The following is an 18,828-nucleotide window of genomic DNA, read 5'->3' on the forward strand; positions in this document are numbered from 1 at the left end:
GTGGTTCAAGTTGGAGGAGGGCACCTTAGGGTGTCTTTTCTTTATGAAAAATCCCCGCACAATGTGCAGGGAGTCTTTCCACCTGATAACTTAAATAGGGAATCTCATCAATTTTGCACCAGCACCTTCTTATCTATCATGTAGTAAACTCCAACACCTTCCGGGTACATCTGTTTCAAACGTTTGAATGTTTCCTGTATCAGCTACTGTCACATAACTGGTCTTTCCATCAGGTCCTCCAAACGTGATATTATTGCATTTTTTCCCATCTAGATGAATTTCACTTAGAAGATGACCATCAGGTGATATCTTTGCCACCACACCTTTGCCAATGCGCGTTACAAACAAATTTCCGGCCATATCACAACGCATTCCATCAAGTCCAAAATCGGTAAACTCTATAAATAGACGTTTATTACTTAATTCGTAATTACTTGATAGATCATATACCCATATTTTTCTTTGTACTGATTCATTTACATATAGTTTTTTTTCATCAGGACTCACTTCAATTCCATTCGTCGTTCCCATATTGGTTTCTAATAAATGAGTGACCCCATTTTTATCAATACGCCATAATTGTCCCGTTGATTCGCTCCAGTTGGGATCACTAGCAAATAAAACACCTTGATCGGTTATCGCTAAATCGTTAGGCTGGTTCATAGCAGAGTTATGAGCAAACACGCTTATTTTTTTTGTTTCAATATTAACTGCGAATATATTATGATTAACATAATCTGCAATGAACAAAGTTCCATTACGATCAATACGTGTCCCGCTTCCGATACTATTCTTAGGCAGTTCAATAAAGACTTTACTACCTCCAGTTGGGGTTACTTTGCCAATCGTACCTCTTCTTTTAAAATTAACAGCGTAAATATTCCCGTTTTTGTCACATGAAGGACCTTCTATTCCAGCAGTAAATCCATGTGGTGTAGTTAGCATTTTTCTCTTTAATGATTCAAAACCCATGATTTAAAATTTCCTTTCCTATCAAATCACTTTTTGATTTTAAAGGATAATATTTAATATACACCTCCTAGGTTACAAATTCTTACTCAATAAGAGATTCCATTCCAATATTCATTAATCCGCTAGTAAAAAAGTACATTAAGATTTATTACTCATTTGCGATATAGATGATTTCTCCATCCATTCAGTTAAACCTACATGTATCCAATACACATAATAAACAAGAAAAAAATATTGGAGTCTGTACTCATATATATTCGAATATCAAATATACACCATGAATCTTAATCCGCCTTTCAATTCAAATCTTCTTTTCACTATCCCCCTTTAGATAAACAGATTTAAAGGGGCAAAACACCTTGACTTTATTTAAAAGAGACAATGGTTATCATTTTCTATATTTTGTTGTATAAGGATATATAATTAATAAAATAAATGCATCTTCATAACAGCTATTTGAATGCAACTTTTTTATTTATTGATATACAAATTAAAAAACATCCCTCTTGTCTTCTCCTTTTAAGTTCAAAAATAGGCTCCGAATCTAGAACTCTTGTCCATTTCACTATCTATAATATTATTAATTACTTTTTTCTAAAAAAATTAACCATAAATAGGGGGTTGATAAAGTGTCTACTACAGAAATAAAACAGGCTATCGGCAAGAAATATGGAAATCTCCCCTTTACCGTTTTCCCTAATGTTGAGCAGCTAGATTCCAGAGTTCAATATTATGCGGCCAAATAACTGGAAAAGGATTCCATTTTACTCCTGAGGAGGTAGTCTACCGGAATCTTTATTTAGTCTGGAGTAGATCTGGTCTTTCATGGTAGGAACGGTCAATTGAAGTATGAGTTTATGGTCCAACCGGGTGCTAAAATTAAGGATATTCGTCTTACCTATCGGGGAACAAATGGGTTATCCCTGGATGATGAGGGGAATCTTCAGATTGAAACGCCATATGGAATTCTCATCGATGACGACCAGTAAGTTATCAAGAAATAGAAGGTAAACAAATACCAGCATCAAGTTTCTATGACCTTAAACAGTATGAACATGAAGAACACTCCATTCTTACAGAAAGACATATACTTATAATCAATAATAATTTACATATGTAAAATTAAGGTATAGTTATGTTCACCTATAAACTATAAAAACAGAAATTTGTTAACCATTTCCATTTTTGTTTATTTTGTTACCCTTTATCATCCCTTAACAACAAATACGACGCTAAACCGATCACAACAGCGCCTAATACAGTAATTCCTATATACATCCTCATCAAATGTCCATTTTGTCCAAAAAATAATAAAACTCCTTTCAATAGCACATGCTATCTCTAAAAGGCGTTATCATGAAAATATTAAAATACAACGTACTTATACTTGGGTGGCTTGCGCTATTATCAATTTGGTATGTAATGTTCTTCGTATTATTTAGGGCATCCACTTTGTCCATTAATGTATAATTTCTATACAACAAAGAAAAAACACCCGTTTTGAAAGTTTGGAAATGTATCCATTTGTAAATTTTCAAAAGATAGTAGCTTTCCTTTCTCCTTAAAAGTTATCTTTTTCAGCTGACTCTTTTAAAAAATATCACTTATTAAATCATTGTATTCTCTATCCATAGGAGCCTCCGTAAAATGTATTTTAAAACCCAAAATGAACTTTTATTTAGAGATAAACACCTGAACTTTCTTTAAAATAATTCGTTTTTGAGGGTATTAAGATTGTTACAAAAAGAATTGTAGCAAATAGTGTACCAACAATAGAAAAGACAAGACAAATTAGCTGTAATGAGAACCACTCTGCCAAAAATCCTAAAAGAAGTGTGAAGACTATTTGTATAAAACCTTGAATCATATCAGCTAGGCTTCCAAATCTACCCATGATTTTTACTGGTACATTATTTTGAAAGAACGTTGCATACCCTGTATTCGCAAAGGATATAAAGAACCCTAGAAAAGCAAATGAAAAAGTTGCGGTGATAAAATGAAAGGATGAGTAAAAGAAGATATATCCTATGGATGTTAGTAACATTCCAGCACCTATATATAACTTTAGATGGATTTTTTTAGAACAAACTGCTGCGACAAACGCTCCAGCTAATGCACCTATTCCCGTTATACTTACTATTATTCCGTAATCTCTATCAGTTAGTTTTAAGTTTTGTTTAATATATGTGACTTCCTGTGAATCTAATGCAAACCCAATTAACATTGCACCTTGAAATAATAAATAAACAATAATGAAATATTTTGTTTTCCGAGCGAAATCTCTCACTGTTTTCCAATCTTCAATAATAGTTTTCAAATGAATAGGTTCTCGTATTTCCTCTGTATTTTCATCCACATTAGGAAGAAGGTAGATAAAAAACGCACAAATCAAAAAAGTAATGGCATTAATAATAATACATAGATCTGTACCAACATACATAATAAGAATTCCAGCAATTGCTGGACCTGTTAGAAAGGCACCTGAACTAGTTAGATTCATTATTGAATTAAATTTTTTACGATTTTCTGGCGGAACTAATTTAGTGATATAAATAGATGAACTTGGTCCAAAAAATACACCTATAATATTAATTAACAAGAGTAATAAATATATAAACCCTAGCGATCCTATAAAAGGAATTAAGATAATCAAAATTCCTCTAACAATATCAATAAATATCATTAAACTTCTTTTGTTAACTCGATCAATTACACTTCCAGCCCAAGTATTTGTGATTAACATTGCGATTGGTCTAATAATATAAAGACCTGCAACAGCTGTGGCAGAACCTGTTAAATTTAAAATTGCGATATTAAGCGCAATTAAATAAATCCAATTTCCTAAATATGAGATGCCTATTCCTGATAATAAAAGAATAGGATTTTTCCAAGAATTCAAATTATCAACCCTTTCCTTCTGAATTTTCATTAATTTCAGTGTAATTGAAAATGTTATTTTTTAGTATATAATAAATTCAAAATCCCGAAAAATTCAAACTTCAATGTGTAAAAAAACAAAAAGGGGTACAGCCGCATACCCGTCAACTTAAGAAAAGTAAACGCCTACAAATAAGCTGACTTCTCAAGGCAACTAACTGTAGAGAAAGAAATTTTTCATTTAGGGGGTATATTAAAACCTTAGGTTGATGGACATGGGTGCTACCCCTGAACCCGAATATATCTTAAAAAGGAGCTCTCTTTATCGAGAGAGCTCCTTTTCTTATTTCTTCTTTTCTGTCGGTTGGCTTTGTTTAGCGAAATTAGATGAATCATCGAAATTCGGTTGCTTTTTACCAGCATTATTACTTCTACCTTTTCCCATATGTAATGCACCTCCCCTCATCCTTACTATTCCCAAATAAAAAATTCTCTTGCATCCAAGAGAATTTTTTATTTGGCTCTTATTAATAATGCTCCACTGTTCTCGTAGTACTTCCAACACTTCCAGCCCTGCCATACCATATTGGATGCTTTTGACCATGGTGTTGATGTTGGCCACCATGCTGCGCTTAATAAAGAACAGCTTTCGGATGAATTTGATGTTGGCCATGAATTAGTCATGTATCATCCCTTATTTTTCATGACTTTTTACGATTTAGGTCTTGATAATTTTATTGTAGTAAGGCTCTTTAAAGTTGTTTAATTTCTATCCATTTAAATGTATTGGTACTCAAAAATCAATAATAAAGTTATTTAATTCTTATTGAACTAAAGCACCCGTTACTCTATTTAGTTAGATAAGTTATTTATTAGAAAGATTGTCAATCACTTGAATAGCTAGTTTCAACGCTTTTATTCTTCTTTCTAAAAGCGTTCTTTGGGGACTACCAGCCTTTGACTTAACATAAATGTTCTCAATTGATGGAAGCAAACCAGTAAGAACATTGCAAGCTTCTGTTAAATCTTCCTGGGTGTAATGATGGGGTCTTTGATTCCAAACGTTTTCTAGCATTGCTAAGCCGATGCAAACAGCTTTGAGTCGTTTCTTTACTAAGGTAGTATTTGCGCCTTTCTGAGTCATCTGTGACAAGGCATTTTCGAGTTTACTGATTGTCGATTGTAAAGATTTTATTGATTCCAATTTATCTACATTTGATATGTTTTCCATGTTAGTACTGTCCCTTCTTCGTTTCTGAATTATTTTGCTTGATACTTAATAAAATCGTTAAGAACCTGATTTCCCTCGCAATATTTTAACATAAATAACTAACTCTCTTTGAGAGGGTTTCTCAGCGATCTGACCCAATTGTTGAACACAAGTTAACTAACACTCTTCAACTAACCTGCCTGTTAGTCCAATAGGGGGCACCATACACACCCATCAACTTAAGAAAAATAAACGCCCCCAAAACGAAAAAATGAGCCGAACTCTTATAAATAACTGTGAAAAGGTGAAAATTTCGTTATGGGAGGTTTCTCAAAATATTAGCTTGATGGGCATGTGGCGATACCCATCAACTTAAGAAGTTTATAACGCCCCATAACAAAAAAATGTACATTTGAAACCCCTAGATGTAAAGATAGTAAATTCTGATAAGCTAACTGAATCAAAACTAGGTAAATATCTCAAAAAAGAACTCTCCCTTTCTTGGAAGAGTTCTTTTTTGTTATTAAAATATAAAACTATTAGGAAAACAAAAGTCATTTACATTTTTTTCTCTAAATCTTTTTTTAACTCTGATATAATTTGTTTTTGATCATAACGAGTATTATTATCTTTATGTTTCTGAATTAACAAGGCACTATAACCCGGTGTATAAGCCGTTGCGAATGATACCCCTGTATCAAGAGTCATTTTATTATCAAAATACAAAGAGAATATATCTTCTCCTGGGGCAAATACATCTACTTTTTTCTTTTTAAATTCCTCAGCATAGATTTTCCCTTTAACATTTAGCATTCCTACTCCAATAACTTCAGGATACGCACCAGGATAAGCGTTACCAGAATCACCTTCCTGTTTAATATTTCCTGAAGAGGAAACTACAATTATATTTTTTTCACTAGCCTTTTTGACCGCCTCATGTAATTCACCATTTCTACCTGAAAACTCTAAACTAATATTAATAATATCCACATTTTGTTCTATATCCCAATAAATACCTTTAACAAGATTTTCAAACTTTACATCTCCGTTCCCGTTAGCTACTTTAGCGATATACAAATCTGATTCTGGTGCAATCCCTAAAAGCGTGTGGTTATTTTTACGAGCACCAATAATACCAGCAATTTTCGTTCCATGTCCATTATCATCAGCAAATTCATCGACATTATCACTGGTGAAATTAACGCCTTTTATGTAACTCAAATCACTACTATTTTTATCAATACCTGTATCAAGAACAGCAATTTTTATATTCTTACCATAAATCTTTTCATCATTCCATTTTTGAAGATTATGGTTAATATCTTTTTGCATAACCTCCTGCTGATCTTTTGTACCTAACCCTTCATCTGAACCCTGATTTTCATGACCCTCATGATTTTCGTATTCCTGATGATTTTTATTTCCCTCCTGCTTCCCATTGCCTTTAGCCGTTGTTTGATTACTACACCCAATAAACAGGCTACAACTAACAAAGACCGCTAGAGCTCTTGCTGCGTTTTTTTTTCATGAATTTTCTCCTCAATCCTTTAGAATATCTTCACATTATTAATGAGTGTGCCAATAAGAACTATGACCGATTAAAGGAGAACAGTTTTTAACATATGCTTTGCAATAACGCATATTCGAGTCCATTTTACCAATAGTAGAATCTGATGCACAAATAAAATTTATCAATATTGCTTTATAGCAGTCTGAGCTTATAAAATCCCATGGACCCCATCCATTATCATCTAAGCAATATGGAAATCCTCCACCTGAAATAATTCCATCTTGTTTGTCTTTAGAATGGTCTACATAAATTACTGATTTTGGCCATTTTTGATCAAGATTTTCTTTAAGTTTTATTGCAATCTCATGATTTACTTCACCTAGTGAAGTAAATCCTTCTAGTAATTGTGAAAGTTCCTCTTTCTGAGTAGCAATACTTCTTTTAATTCTATTCATGTCATCTTCGCTAATTCCAAATTCCTGTGCGTTTGCTTTTAAAATTTCATCCATTGAATAGAATTTCTCTTGATTTTCTTTAGCTGTTTCAACTTTTTTCTCTAATTCTGTCATCACTCTTTCCTGATTAACAATCATTTCATTAATGAATCGACCATCTTCAGCTTTTTGAGGAGCCTTTTGTAATTTTTGAGCATCATAATTTGTAATTGCTTGCTTAGCGATCTGTTTAGGGGTCATATTTTCTGCTTCTCCCCCATGATGTGATTCTGCCAATGCAGACATTGGGCTCCCAACCATTAGAGTTAACGCCAATGCTCCTACTAATCTTACAAATTTCTTCATTTTAAATCCTCCTTTTTTATATTCAAGTTGATTTTACTATTTATTGGGTTGTCTATTGAAAAAAATTAACAACACCTTACGGAATAATTATTTGGATAGGTTCAACACTGTTTGGTTTTTTACTCTATCGATATTATAAAAAGCTAAAATTAAATAAGACGGTTTTTAATTTTAGCACAATATTATTAATTACTTCTTCCTCATTTATGGTGTTTTTAGGAATCGTTTTTATAGTCATTGCAATAACTGTTAATTCCATGCCTTAGACTTCACCTAAGTACAAATGCAAGAGAAGGTTAGTATGATACTTATTAAATCACTAAATATCATGGCGTATAATTTCCGCTTGTTGTTAGATATTCTCTTTTTTGTTAACATGTGGTTATTCAGTCAGAAAGAGGCACCTTAAGGTGTCTTTTCTTTATACATTAAAAAGTCAATTATCCTTTAGTGTAGTAAATTCCAAAATACTGACGGAATCTCTATTAATAATTCAATAAAATCATCTATGTAGTACCGCCGGTTCTGGTGCAAAAACTCTAAAGCTCTTGCAAGTAATCTTTTAAACTTGGACATACTGATAGTATTACTCTAAAAAAGGTGTGTGATCGGTATAGAAAAGGAAAATTTGTTCAAATGGAAGCATTATCAGCCGGAACTAATTTTATTAACAGTAAGGTGGTACCTACGGTACAATTTGAGCTTCCGTAACCTGGTGGAAATGATGGAGGAAAGAGGCTTATCCATAGCTCACACAACGATTATGCGATGGGTTCATCAATATGAACCTCAATTAGAAGAGAAAATACGGCATCATCTTAAATCAACAAACGATTCATGGAGAGTCGATGAAACCTATATTAAAGTGAAAAGGAAATGGATGTATTTATATCGTGCCGTTGATTCAGAAGGGAATACCATTGGTTTTTATCTAAGTAAATCAAGGGATAAACAAGCAGCCAAGCGCTTTTTCAAGAAAGCCTTGGCTTTTTCATACATTTCTAAACCTCGTGTGATAACAATAGATAAAAACCCTGCCTATCCTGTAGCGATTCAAGCGTTGAAAGAAGAGAAACATATGCCCGAAGGCATAAAGATAAGGCAAGTTAGATATCTCAATAATATAGTGGGACAAGGTCATCGTTTTATTAAGAAACGTGTGCGTCCTATGTTGGGGTTTAAGTCATTTAAAACTGCAACTTCTATATTGAGTGGTGTTGAAGCCATGCATATGATTAAAAAAGAACAGCTTGATTTACGGTATCAGTCTGTCCAAAATCCGAAAGAATTCATCCATCACCTGTTTGGGCTAACAGCATAAAATACAATTCCGCTAGAAATATATGCGCTATATTCTCTTTTATTTTATCTTTGCACCAGAACCCTTTATCTAACTAAATAACCAAATAGATTTCATCCCAAATAAATATTTAAAATTAATATAAATCAATCTTTTTTGATACGCATTATTGGATCTTGATCATGATATCCTATACAAATCGGTATATTCAACTCATAATTTGAGATACTCTTTAGAAAAGAAACTATAGTCCGCGCTATTAAAAAGATTGTTACACCTGTTGCAACATCTGTTTCATCAAATCCACCGCTTACATTATAAATTTCATTAAACCTTTTTAAGCTTGGACCTTCTAAACAAGTTTCCCATTCGCAAGCCCAGTCATCATCATCTTCCATATTATAGTATTCTTCACACAAATAATATTGTCCATCCCAATCATTATCTATATCATATTCAAAGTAAATACTCTTTATTATATTATTATCTAAGTGACTAATAACTTCTATAAATTTTTCTCTAAGTAATTTTCATATCGTGTCATATCAATTGTGTGTATTTCTTGTGCATATTCTATCCCTGATAGTTGTACACAAATTTGATAATACTTTTGTTCAATGTCATTAAAAGATAAACTAAATATATCGTTTTGTAACTCCTCTAAATAAGTATAAACATCTTTCATTACCTTATCTCCTTTTCTTTTTCCAATATGAAGAGTATAGCATATCTGAATTTTTCTGAACGTGCTTTCTAAGACTTCTATAGGGGTTTCAGCCGAGATACGTGTAAAACTAGGTCATAGTAATACATTTTTTACCAATCGTTGTTTTTCGGTGATATTTGTAACATAAACGTTCGTTTTTGTTACGTTTTGTATTTGAAAATATAAAATATCCTAACTATTGAACTAGCTGTAACAAAATACTGTATCAAAAATAATTCGTAACATTATTAGTAAAACACCTTTTTGTTACATCGAAATCTAATCATGAAAATAAAATTGGTCTCCTGTATAATTAGATTTTATTATAAAAAGCCCCATCCAATCGGATAGAGCTTTCGTATACTATTCAACTTTCAAAAAGTAGTTTTATCTCTTGCATTTGTTCTATGTGACGCTGTTCATGCAAATATATCAGTTCTATCCATTGATCAAGAAGTAATTCCCCCAGAGCAGGATGCTTCACTGATTTTTTCGCTAATATGGATACATCTTCTATTGTACTAAGAAAAGTCATCAATTTTTTTCTCGAATCGTTTAACAAATCAATCATTTGCTGAACTTCAAATGGTTCTAAGCTTGGTTCAAGAATTTCTGGAGCTGTAAATTTTTTCGTTCTATCTAATAATATAGAGTGAATTTCTTGACGCTCTTTTTGGGTACTATCAATCTCTTTTAATCCAAATGAAATAACTTTTATAGCTGCCTCATCTAATAAAACTAAGTGATGACAAACTTGTGCTATACTCCATTTATTTATATCTGGCTTACTATTGAATTGAGCATCACTTAATAAAGTAATCTCCTTTAATAGGTTATTTCTCGTTTCATAAAACTTGTCATTCACAAATTTATCCATGAGATTTCTCCCTTCACCTGAAAGTACATACTTAGATTCCTATTCTGTATATATTCTCTACGATAAAAAGGGTTTCCTTCACTACTCTACGTTAAGGGGTAGTACCACATCGCTATCAAGCTAAGATTCTTAATTACCCCCATAATGAAAATTTTATATCTTTGTAAATTGTATTTCTTGTATTCCTCTGCATCTACAACTGTATAGGGGCAAGGGAATGGACAATTAACGCTTAAAAATATAAAACCCTATTATTAGGTAATGTTACTGCGGACTAGAGCAGGTACCTTGTCACTAGGCCTATTATGACTAAAAAAAACAGTCCTTTTATCATAATTTAATAAAAGGACTGTTCTTAATAACATACCGTTTTGAATTTCTCAAAATAAATTTCTGAAATTCTGTGGTCTTATTTAAAATGTCGAACATCTATCTTTCAAGTCCTCCCCCTTATAAGTTTGATTATCAAAAGGGTGAAGAATGTTATGTTTATTATCTCTTTTGCTTTTCATAATCCCTTTTTAATACACTCATAATGATTTCATCAGAAAATTGATTATTAATGAATATCGATTCTCTCAATCTTCCTTCTTGTATAAAACCTGCTTTTTCATATGCACGAATTCCTCGTGGATTATGACTATATACTTCTAACTGGACACGATTAAGTTGTAATACATCAAATGCATAACTTAGTGCCAGTTGAGTAGCTTCTGAGCCGTACCCTTTCCCTACTATGTTTAAATTATGCATCGAAATACGATAAAACGCTTTTCGATTCTCCTCATCTATTTCTAAAATAGCTAAATCTCCAATGACTTCATTTGTTTCACTTAGGCAAACAGCAAAATCTACACGTGTTGGATCAGCAACACTTTTTTGAATATGTGCTTCAACTTCTTCAAGTTTAAATCGTTTCGTAGTCCCTGTCATAAAACGAATTTCTTCTATTTCTGTTGAATCAAATATGAATATCGCGTCTTCTCTACTAAGTAATCTTAAAAATACTTTATCCCCTTGAATTTTGTTCATAATTCTCTCCATCCTGTCCTATAGTCAAATGAAAATTCTTACAATTATTGTACATGAAATACTATAGAAAAACAGTTTAATATTTTTCTTAATCAGCAATCTTTTTTAGAAATTATCGAACTTTATTTCAAAGCCACGTAGAGTTTGATTCATTGCATATATCTTTATCAATTGAGTGTACCCTATTGAGAAGTTTGTAAGTGGTAATTTTAACGGACTTAGAAGTTCTCAAATACACTTATCATAATTGAATTACAGTACTTTAAACAAACGAAAAAGAATTCCAATAGGAATAGCAATTAAAAAAGCACTCATTCGAGTGCTTTTTTATTGAACAGTAATACTTTAATACTCTATAATTAACTTTGGGGAAGGTAATGTGAGAGTATTAGGCGTAGTCTTAGCATTATCTTTTATTTGATAAACCATGAAATTGAATAATTTTGTGGTTTATTTTTTAAAAATCCACAAGTTTTAAACTATTTTTCATAAACGTAATCATGAAATTAACATCGGATTACAGTTCCAGAATAGAAAGTCAGGAAATGGTCACCAATATCAATTATAGTTGTTGCTTGTATATAACCTTTAAAACCATTTGATGAATAATAAATTTCTTTTGGAATACTATCTTTAACCTGATAACTAGTTTTTGAGTACTTCACATAATGGTTTGTGATTACATTTGATTCAGGGACAATATTAGCTCTTTTTTCAAAAGTATTTGCGATAGTAGAAGATGAATTAAATTCAACATTTTTCTGAGAAATACGATCCAAACTTTCAGCTTTTACACCTTCTGTTTGAGAAAAGGCACCTAAGCTACCTAATCCTATTAATGTAGCAAGTGTAAACTTTGTAAACCCTGTGAATTCCCCCATTTTATAAGCCTCCTTTAAATTTTTTGTAAGATAGATCCTTACACTTCACAGTCTATATCTAACAGATAGACAGTGTACATACATATCATTAGACAAAATTCTACACTATGCTCTATTTTTTTTAGATTATGTATAATAATCCGTTGTTCAAACAGTTGTCACAAATAAAAAATGATAATGATAACAAAAAAATGAATAGTATATGCGTTGCTTGTATTATTATTAATTATCTTAATATTCTTTAATAATTAGATAAAATCTATATTAAAGGGTGAAAATGTGATATTTTTTAGAAAGAGGAGTAGTGTACTTCATTTGGTTCTGGTGCAAAAGCTTGAAAATAATTGAAAATTTTTGCACCAGAACCAAAAAAATCATCCTATTTGATGCTTTCCCCAAATGAATATATTACTATCTAACAGCTGGTATTCATCATATCAAGAAATCCAGTAACTTCATCGTAAAAAGAGTCCTATTAATTTAGGACTCTTTTCTATTTTATGTAAGAGTTTGTTTATCTTTTTACTTAATGATATATTGAACTAATTATTCCTTTTCTAGCCAAGCAATAGGAATTTCTTTTTCACCAGTTACTTCAAACTCAATTTTTCCATTCATTTCAAAGACTCGTTCAATAATTGGTATTGTAATCATTTTATCTTTCTTTATTTTTCGCTTTCGGACTAGTTCTAAATCAATAATATTCATGATGCAATCCCCTTTTATGTATGTAAGATAGAGAAAAAAAGCACCCACATGAGTACTTTTTCAACTTGAATCACCATTTTACATTTTGAGGTCTCACTCTAATATTGTGTTTTACCATATTTATCTATAATATTTATTGATAAAGTTATTTTATTCCAATTATCCAAGTGTTCCGGAAATAATCTTTTTTGAATTTTGCATATAGGACATCTTCTTTTTCTTAAATTATTATTCAGACCAATATGCGTTTCACTTACGACATATTCTTACTGTATTTGCGTTTCCATACTTCGATCCCATTGATATAAATTGAAATTACTCTTCGTCTATTTCGCATTCATTAAGATATTAATAATTGGATGTATCTGTTCATGACATACCTGATATGTTTTCACTGTTCCTTGATTAATACTTCTCACAATACGAGCACTTTTCAATTTTGCAAGGTGTTGGGAAGTGGTAGATTGGGGGGTTTTTAATATATGACATAGTTCAGTCACATTACAACCACCTCTTCGTATCAGTTCCTGAAGTAATTGAAGTCGGACAGGGTGTGCAATATATCTGAGTAGATCCGCTTGTTCTTCATATATATGAAAATCATTCATTCTGGTTTATCCTCCATATATTTACTCTTTCCTTTATTATACCTAATATGTTTATATAGGAACATCGGCTGTAGGAATTTTCAGAAATAAAAACTCATATCAACCAAACGTTTGTTTAAAATATTTAGATATGATATCATAACCTGTTGAATTTAAAAAAAAAAAATAATATTCATTTCTATCTAACCAAAACCAAAATATATCAAATGCAATTATACTTAATAATAGCAATATAGATATAGTTTTTCTCCTACTCATTTCATAACTCCAATGTAATTTATTCTTAACAACAAAAACTACTGAATCTAAAACAATCCTAAAACCCTTATTTTAAGTCAGATCCTAATGCTAATATTAATACAGTTCCGTTATATAAACTAAGCTGTACTTTATTGAGTTTCAGTAAAAAAGACACCTTTAATAGATGTCTTCTCTTTATTATTCCATTATTGGATTTTTCGCTAATTCAAACATCTCTGAGTAAAATATGTTTTTGGTACCATCAGCTTTTGTGGTTTCAACTTTGAAACGATATGTACCCGATTCTACAATTATTCCACCCCAACCTGATTCTAACCAACCTTCTTCCCATGTGTTTGCCGGTAATTCAGTATGATAAGGATAAGCATCATAATAAACCCATCCATCTTTACTCAATTTCTCAGTACTTACATAAAAATGCGCTTTTTGATCAGTATCATTTATCAATTTGAAAATAACATTTTGACCTTGTCTATATGATTCGGCTGAAAGATTCAAACTTAAATTATCCTGCGTAGCCGCAGCTGCTTGCTTTGTTGTTGAAATCATATCTACCGCCGTAAAACTTCCAAAAGTCAATAATCCAACTAGAATAACTTTTCCTAATTTCACCAAATACCACCTAATATTTTCAATAAATAGAATACTATTCAAGTGTAAACGAAATAAATAGTAATGTAATGCTAATTTGTAATTACGTATTTTTTATATTCAATAAGTAAGATTTCCCCTCAGTAATACCCCATACCCATTAAGCTAATATTCTGAGAAACCTCCCATAACGAAATTTTTACCTTTTCACAGTTATTTATAAGAGTTCGGCTCATTTTTTCGTTTTTGGGGTATATGAAAACCTTAGCTTGATGGTGATATGAAGATATCCGTATCCTTTAATTTTGAGTAAAGTTCCAACATCTTCTTTACATCTTCTAAATCAACGGAATATTCGTTCATATTCATGTGTATCACTCCTTTAAATAATTATTACTCCTAAAGAAAAAAACGTACACACAGAATATGTACAGGTGCAATTTGCTTTCTCACTATCAGTCTTAATATGCGAGACGTTTTGTCTGTGTTTCTTTGTCCCTATCGTTTTTCTATTGGGAGAATGAAAAGTGTAAATCAAAAACTAAAAAACATAAAAATAGGCCTTCCTAAAGGGAAGCTTCTAACTATAATTTATAGGAAGTGTTTACATGATAGGGTTGGAGTTTCTAACATATAAAAAAGTAGTTCAAGTCAAAGAAAGAGCACTCTGATGAGTGCTTTTTCTTTTTGATAGTCATTCATGTGACTTGGTGCCTGATATTTATTGTATATATAGTGACGTACGCATTGTGTTGAAAGGAAAATTAATAGACGTTTTTTGGTATTCAAATGTACCTTGTTGATGTCCCGATGCATCCCATTTATAATACCAACCAACAACTGGATTTCCGCCAATAACTGACGATCCAATACTTTGCACTGACGATCCATTCATTTTTGCAAACGGATTTTGGCCATATCCGATTTCTTTCGTGTAAATATATAAGTAACTTCCTCCATGATTTCGAGTTGTACTAAAGTTATTTGGATTAATCGTTTCTACCCCGCCTTGCTCAGACTCTACTTGCACAACATTTAGTGAGGATAGTGGTGCTGCAGGGCCAGCGGAAGCCTCTGTTGCCATTCCTAAGCCAACAAATGCAGTTATTGCTAAAGATGAAATTCCTAATGCTACTTTTTTTAACATAAAAACATCCCCTTCCATCCAATATTTTGTATTACACTGCTAATATAATCCTATTACCTTTATATGTAAATGACTTGGAGCTGTAGAAATATAAGAGGGAATATTCCATCTTATATTTCTACACTTCTTGCAGGGAGATTTATAAGGATCTATGCATTATTACATATTTTCCATGGGGAAAAGTCTGTCCAAAAGCAGATACAACTGATTAATATTCTCTTTGATCTTACCGCATAAACAGTCATTCCGTTAGGAATGACTCATTCTTTTTACTCTTTCTTTTTGCACCAGAACCAAATATGCATTATTACATATTTTCTTTTAAAAAATTATTATATACTTAAATTTATGTGAAAATATTTATATATAAATTTTAAGTAGGAAGATGTGACAAGATGAAGAAAACAAACAAGTACTTAACAAAGATCGTACTTTGTTCGACGATACTGATTGGTGGTTTACAAATTCCCGCTGTTTCTTATGCAGCTACAAATCAAAAAGTTGCAGCTCTACAAGGGGATGCAAAACTATTACAAGGATTTCAGCAAGAAATAAAGAAGCATATTGATAATCGTAAAGAGAACATTACCATTACATATAAAACAAAAAATAATAATATTAAAGAAGTTATGAATACGCTTGTTAAAGCGTACGACAAGGTAGTAGATTCGGATGAATACTTAAAATATAATGTAGCAAGTACAAACTATTCAATTCGTGGTATACCAGGAAACTATACATTCACATTGAATATCAAATACCGTGAATCAAAACAACAAACTCAATATGTAAAGACACAAACAAAATCAATTGTAAATTCTATTGTTAAGACTGGAATGGATGGACATGAAAAAGTAAAAGTAATTCATGATTATATAGTGAAACATGTTTCATACGATACTTCATACAAAGCTTATACGGCATATGAGGCATTAGCAAATCGTTCAGCGGTTTGTCAAGGATATGCATTATTAACCTATCAATTGCTAAAAGAAGCAGGAATAGAATCTCATATTGTAACAGGAACTGGAAATGGACAAGCACATGCTTGGAATATAGTGAAAATTGAGGGGAAATGGTATCATCTTGACACAACATTCGATGATCCAATTCCAGACAAACAAGGGCGAGTAACATATTCTTACTTTAATATGTCTGATGAACAATTGGGAAAAGACCATCAATGGGATCGTAGTAAATATCCAAAAGCGATAACAACCTACTATAATGAATTAACAAATAAGATAAAATCAGGTAGCCCAAAAGCATTAACATATCAGCAAATGCTAAAGGATACAAACCTTGTTTATTTATCTGCACAATATGGGGCGAATAACTATAATGAGTTGAAGAAAAAATTGCAACAGCAATTTGCATCAAAACCCAAAAAAGTAGAGGTTCGTTATAAACAATCTATGGATGGAACCATGCAAGACGTAAAGAAAGTACTGAATGAAATTTCTTGGCCAAAAGGTGCAAAAAAAGTATCTTACCAAGTAGCACCTTATACTGCACAAGCTGGATATTCATTGGCGACAGTTACATTTACGTACTAAAATATAAAAAATTAGACAACCATCGAGATTCGATATTAAATCGGAGCTCGATGGTTGTGTCGTTTTTAGAATCATTTATAGCTATAATGATAGATGTATGTTTCAATTGCTTGAATCAGTTCTCCTTTTGTTTGATAATAATTGAGAGAAAATATTTCAGATTTAAAATGAGAGAAGAATGATTCAATGCAAGCATTGTCATGGCATTTTCCTTTGCGAGAGTGGCTGCCGATGACACCTTTAGGTATATCATATAGTTTTTTCATAACCACATTAATTGCAAGCGTTTTCATTTTGAAGAATTGTTATAGTCTACATTTTTCACAAAACATTTCTTAGCATATTTAACTTTAAGCATTGGTAACAAAACCCTTATTGTTTATAGTTTTTAACTATGATCTTTTCTTATTTTTAATATATAGATTCCTAAAATAACAAATCCTAATCCTACAAACGGGACAGTTGGAAACTTCGCTCCTGTTGATGGCAGGTGATGCTTTTCCTTACTTGCAAAATCGTTTTCTATTGTGTGCTCTTTACTTTGTATATCATAAGATTGTTTAGTATTTTCATATGTAGCATGTACTTTTTTAATTTCCAGGCCACTTGTTATTTTTTGATTCTTTATTTCTATTTCTGCTATCTCGCCAGTTTTCACTTCCATTTTTTTCATTGTAGGATCAAGTACATAGCCCTCTGGAGCCTGAATTTCTTTTACAATATACGTACCAGTAGGAAGTTGATTTAATGTAGCAATCCCATTCTCAGTTGTAGTGATTACTTGTCTAAAATCCCCATTTTCACTTACAACCTCAAACACTGCTCCTTTTAAAGCTTCTCTATTTTCTCCTACCTTCATAATTTTTAACGAACCTAAAAGTTCCCATCTAACTACTATATCTGTACTGCTTTTTTCACTCATTCTTGGTAATAATGCAGTTGTATTTTGAACCCTATGTTGACCGTCAAAGATAACTGCTTGTAAGCTCTGCAATTTTGCATTTACTCTTATCTTGAAATTTCCACTTGTTGCGTTTTTGGGAATCATAACTTTAAATTTTTCCTCTATAGAGAATTCATTCTTTTTTTCACCTTGTTCATTTATTATTTTAACTCCTTCTGGTGCACCCTCCATTTGAACTGAGTATACTCCAGATACTGCATTTGATTGAACTGTATATAAATTTGTTTCAAAATATTCCCCATTTTGCTCTACAGTTTGTTTCCCAGTAGGTATTACGTTCAAATATGCTTCCTGAACTTCAGTACCTTTAGAAGCTTTTTCTACCAAATGTTTTACAAGGTTATATACCTGTTGGTTTTCTGGTTTTGAATCAGCTATTTCAATTTTTTTGGATGCAATCCAGATAGCTAATTGAGTTGCATAGTAGGCTTCCTCTTTTGTAGAAACTCCTAATTCAGCCGGCGTTTTTTGAGGGTATCCATAAAGTAAGACACGATATACAAAATCATTCTCTTTTCCAATCTCAGAAAGATCGTCTCCATTAGGTGAATTCAGATCAGGCGATAAACAATATGCAACATCTTTTGATGACGTTCTTAGTAAGTCTGCCTTTATTTTTACTGCATTACCTTTGAATTTAATATAATTCCAGTTCACTTGAAACTTTTCTTGATGTATTATCTCGGCTGCTGCTTGTGGAATAGAAACCCCTAGCAACATAATGATTAAACTTATAATTCCAAACCATTTTGTTAACATCCTACGTTTCATTTCATTCCCACCATTCTTCAAATTTTCAGGAAAAACCTTACATGCTAATTGTACTTG

At 31.9% G+C, this 18,828-nt stretch carries 20 protein-coding genes; 3 read left to right on the forward strand and 17 right to left on the reverse strand.

Translation table 11 applies throughout. From position 1 onward, the window contains the following. Positions 1-129: 129 nt before the first annotated feature. Entirely contained in the window at positions 130-972 is an 843-nt protein-coding gene (locus DJ93_RS28840) for an SMP-30/gluconolactonase/LRE family protein (protein WP_042984999.1), read from the reverse strand. An 815-nt stretch (positions 973-1,787) separates the two neighbouring features. On the opposite strand from DJ93_RS28840, the gene DJ93_RS35065 reads away from it, so the two are divergent. Beyond that, positions 1,788-1,961, forward strand: coding sequence for a DUF7948 domain-containing protein (locus DJ93_RS35065; RefSeq protein ID WP_445530163.1), 174 nt, complete (start codon positions 1,788-1,790; stop codon positions 1,959-1,961). Between the two features lie 689 nt (positions 1,962-2,650). Here DJ93_RS35065 and DJ93_RS28845 read toward each other — a convergent pair. From DJ93_RS28845 to DJ93_RS34540, 6 genes are all read right to left on the reverse strand, one after another. Then, positions 2,651-3,871, reverse strand: a complete 1,221-nt coding sequence (locus DJ93_RS28845) for an MFS transporter (RefSeq protein ID WP_042985001.1) — start codon at positions 3,869-3,871, stop codon at positions 2,651-2,653. Between the two features lie 491 nt (positions 3,872-4,362). Next, positions 4,363-4,533 carry a hypothetical protein gene (locus DJ93_RS32980; RefSeq protein ID WP_161785281.1) on the reverse strand — a complete coding sequence of 57 codons (171 nt, stop codon included), beginning with the start codon at positions 4,531-4,533 and terminating at the stop codon, positions 4,363-4,365. A gap of 181 nt (positions 4,534-4,714) precedes the next feature. Next, positions 4,715-5,080 (reverse strand): hypothetical protein, encoded by a 366-nt coding sequence (locus tag DJ93_RS28855; RefSeq protein WP_042985005.1) that lies wholly within the window; start codon positions 5,078-5,080, stop codon positions 4,715-4,717. Positions 5,081-5,617: 537 nt separating this feature from the next. Beyond that, entirely contained in the window at positions 5,618-6,391 is a 774-nt protein-coding gene (locus DJ93_RS28860) for a S8 family serine peptidase (RefSeq protein WP_052109790.1), read from the reverse strand. A 234-nt stretch (positions 6,392-6,625) separates the two neighbouring features. Next, positions 6,626-7,369: a hypothetical protein gene (locus DJ93_RS28865; RefSeq protein ID WP_042985007.1), complete on the reverse strand. Its 744-nt coding sequence runs from the start codon at positions 7,367-7,369 to the stop codon at positions 6,626-6,628. 133 nt (positions 7,370-7,502) lie between these two features. After that, the gene (locus tag DJ93_RS34540) at positions 7,503-7,628 is read right to left on the reverse strand and encodes a hypothetical protein (RefSeq protein ID WP_259300251.1); all 126 of its coding nucleotides are present in this window, start codon (positions 7,626-7,628) and stop codon (positions 7,503-7,505) included. A gap of 354 nt (positions 7,629-7,982) precedes the next feature. Here DJ93_RS34540 and DJ93_RS28870 point away from each other — a divergent pair, with 354 nt between their 5' ends. Beyond that, positions 7,983-8,690 (forward strand): IS6 family transposase, encoded by a 708-nt coding sequence (locus DJ93_RS28870; protein ID WP_042985168.1) that lies wholly within the window; start codon positions 7,983-7,985, stop codon positions 8,688-8,690. Between the two features lie 125 nt (positions 8,691-8,815). On the opposite strand, the gene DJ93_RS34285 is transcribed toward DJ93_RS28870, so the two are convergent. The 9 genes from DJ93_RS34285 to DJ93_RS28915 form a co-directional block, all read right to left on the reverse strand. After that, positions 8,816-9,067, reverse strand: a complete 252-nt coding sequence (locus tag DJ93_RS34285) for a hypothetical protein (RefSeq protein WP_241484418.1) — start codon at positions 9,065-9,067, stop codon at positions 8,816-8,818. Positions 9,068-9,174: 107 nt separating this feature from the next. Beyond that, complete coding sequence (locus tag DJ93_RS34290; RefSeq protein ID WP_042985008.1) at positions 9,175-9,354, reverse strand: hypothetical protein; 180 nt, start codon at positions 9,352-9,354, stop codon at positions 9,175-9,177. Between the two features lie 388 nt (positions 9,355-9,742). Then, a complete protein-coding gene (locus tag DJ93_RS28885) occupies positions 9,743-10,252 on the reverse strand; it encodes a DinB family protein (RefSeq protein WP_042985010.1) in 510 nt (169 codons plus the stop codon). Positions 10,253-10,744: 492 nt separating this feature from the next. Next, positions 10,745-11,284 (reverse strand): GNAT family N-acetyltransferase, encoded by a 540-nt coding sequence (locus tag DJ93_RS28890; RefSeq protein WP_042985012.1) that lies wholly within the window; start codon positions 11,282-11,284, stop codon positions 10,745-10,747. 506 nt (positions 11,285-11,790) lie between these two features. Further along, a complete protein-coding gene (locus tag DJ93_RS28895) occupies positions 11,791-12,165 on the reverse strand; it encodes a hypothetical protein (RefSeq protein WP_042985014.1) in 375 nt (124 codons plus the stop codon). Between the two features lie 546 nt (positions 12,166-12,711). Further along, the gene (locus DJ93_RS33500) at positions 12,712-12,873 is read right to left on the reverse strand and encodes a hypothetical protein (protein ID WP_042985016.1); all 162 of its coding nucleotides are present in this window, start codon (positions 12,871-12,873) and stop codon (positions 12,712-12,714) included. Positions 12,874-13,199: 326 nt separating this feature from the next. After that, the gene (locus tag DJ93_RS28905; protein WP_042985018.1) at positions 13,200-13,481 is read right to left on the reverse strand and encodes an ArsR/SmtB family transcription factor; all 282 of its coding nucleotides are present in this window, start codon (positions 13,479-13,481) and stop codon (positions 13,200-13,202) included. A 438-nt stretch (positions 13,482-13,919) separates the two neighbouring features. Next, entirely contained in the window at positions 13,920-14,354 is a 435-nt protein-coding gene (locus DJ93_RS28910; RefSeq protein WP_052109792.1) for a DUF5065 family protein, read from the reverse strand. 700 nt (positions 14,355-15,054) lie between these two features. Then, entirely contained in the window at positions 15,055-15,480 is a 426-nt protein-coding gene (locus tag DJ93_RS28915; protein ID WP_042985020.1) for a DUF4879 domain-containing protein, read from the reverse strand. Positions 15,481-15,875: 395 nt separating this feature from the next. Here DJ93_RS28915 and DJ93_RS28920 point away from each other — a divergent pair, with 395 nt between their 5' ends. Then, on the forward strand, positions 15,876-17,036 hold the full coding sequence (locus tag DJ93_RS28920) for a transglutaminase domain-containing protein (protein ID WP_042985021.1): 1,161 nt from the start codon (positions 15,876-15,878) through the stop codon (positions 17,034-17,036). Between the two features lie 388 nt (positions 17,037-17,424). On the opposite strand, the gene DJ93_RS28925 is transcribed toward DJ93_RS28920, so the two are convergent. Continuing rightward, on the reverse strand, positions 17,425-18,771 hold the full coding sequence (locus tag DJ93_RS28925) for a SpaA isopeptide-forming pilin-related protein (RefSeq protein WP_042985023.1): 1,347 nt from the start codon (positions 18,769-18,771) through the stop codon (positions 17,425-17,427). Positions 18,772-18,828: the final 57 nt, after the last annotated feature.

Source organism: Bacillus clarus (assembly GCF_000746925.1).
Taxonomy (GTDB): domain Bacteria; phylum Bacillota; class Bacilli; order Bacillales; family Bacillaceae_G; genus Bacillus_A; species Bacillus_A clarus.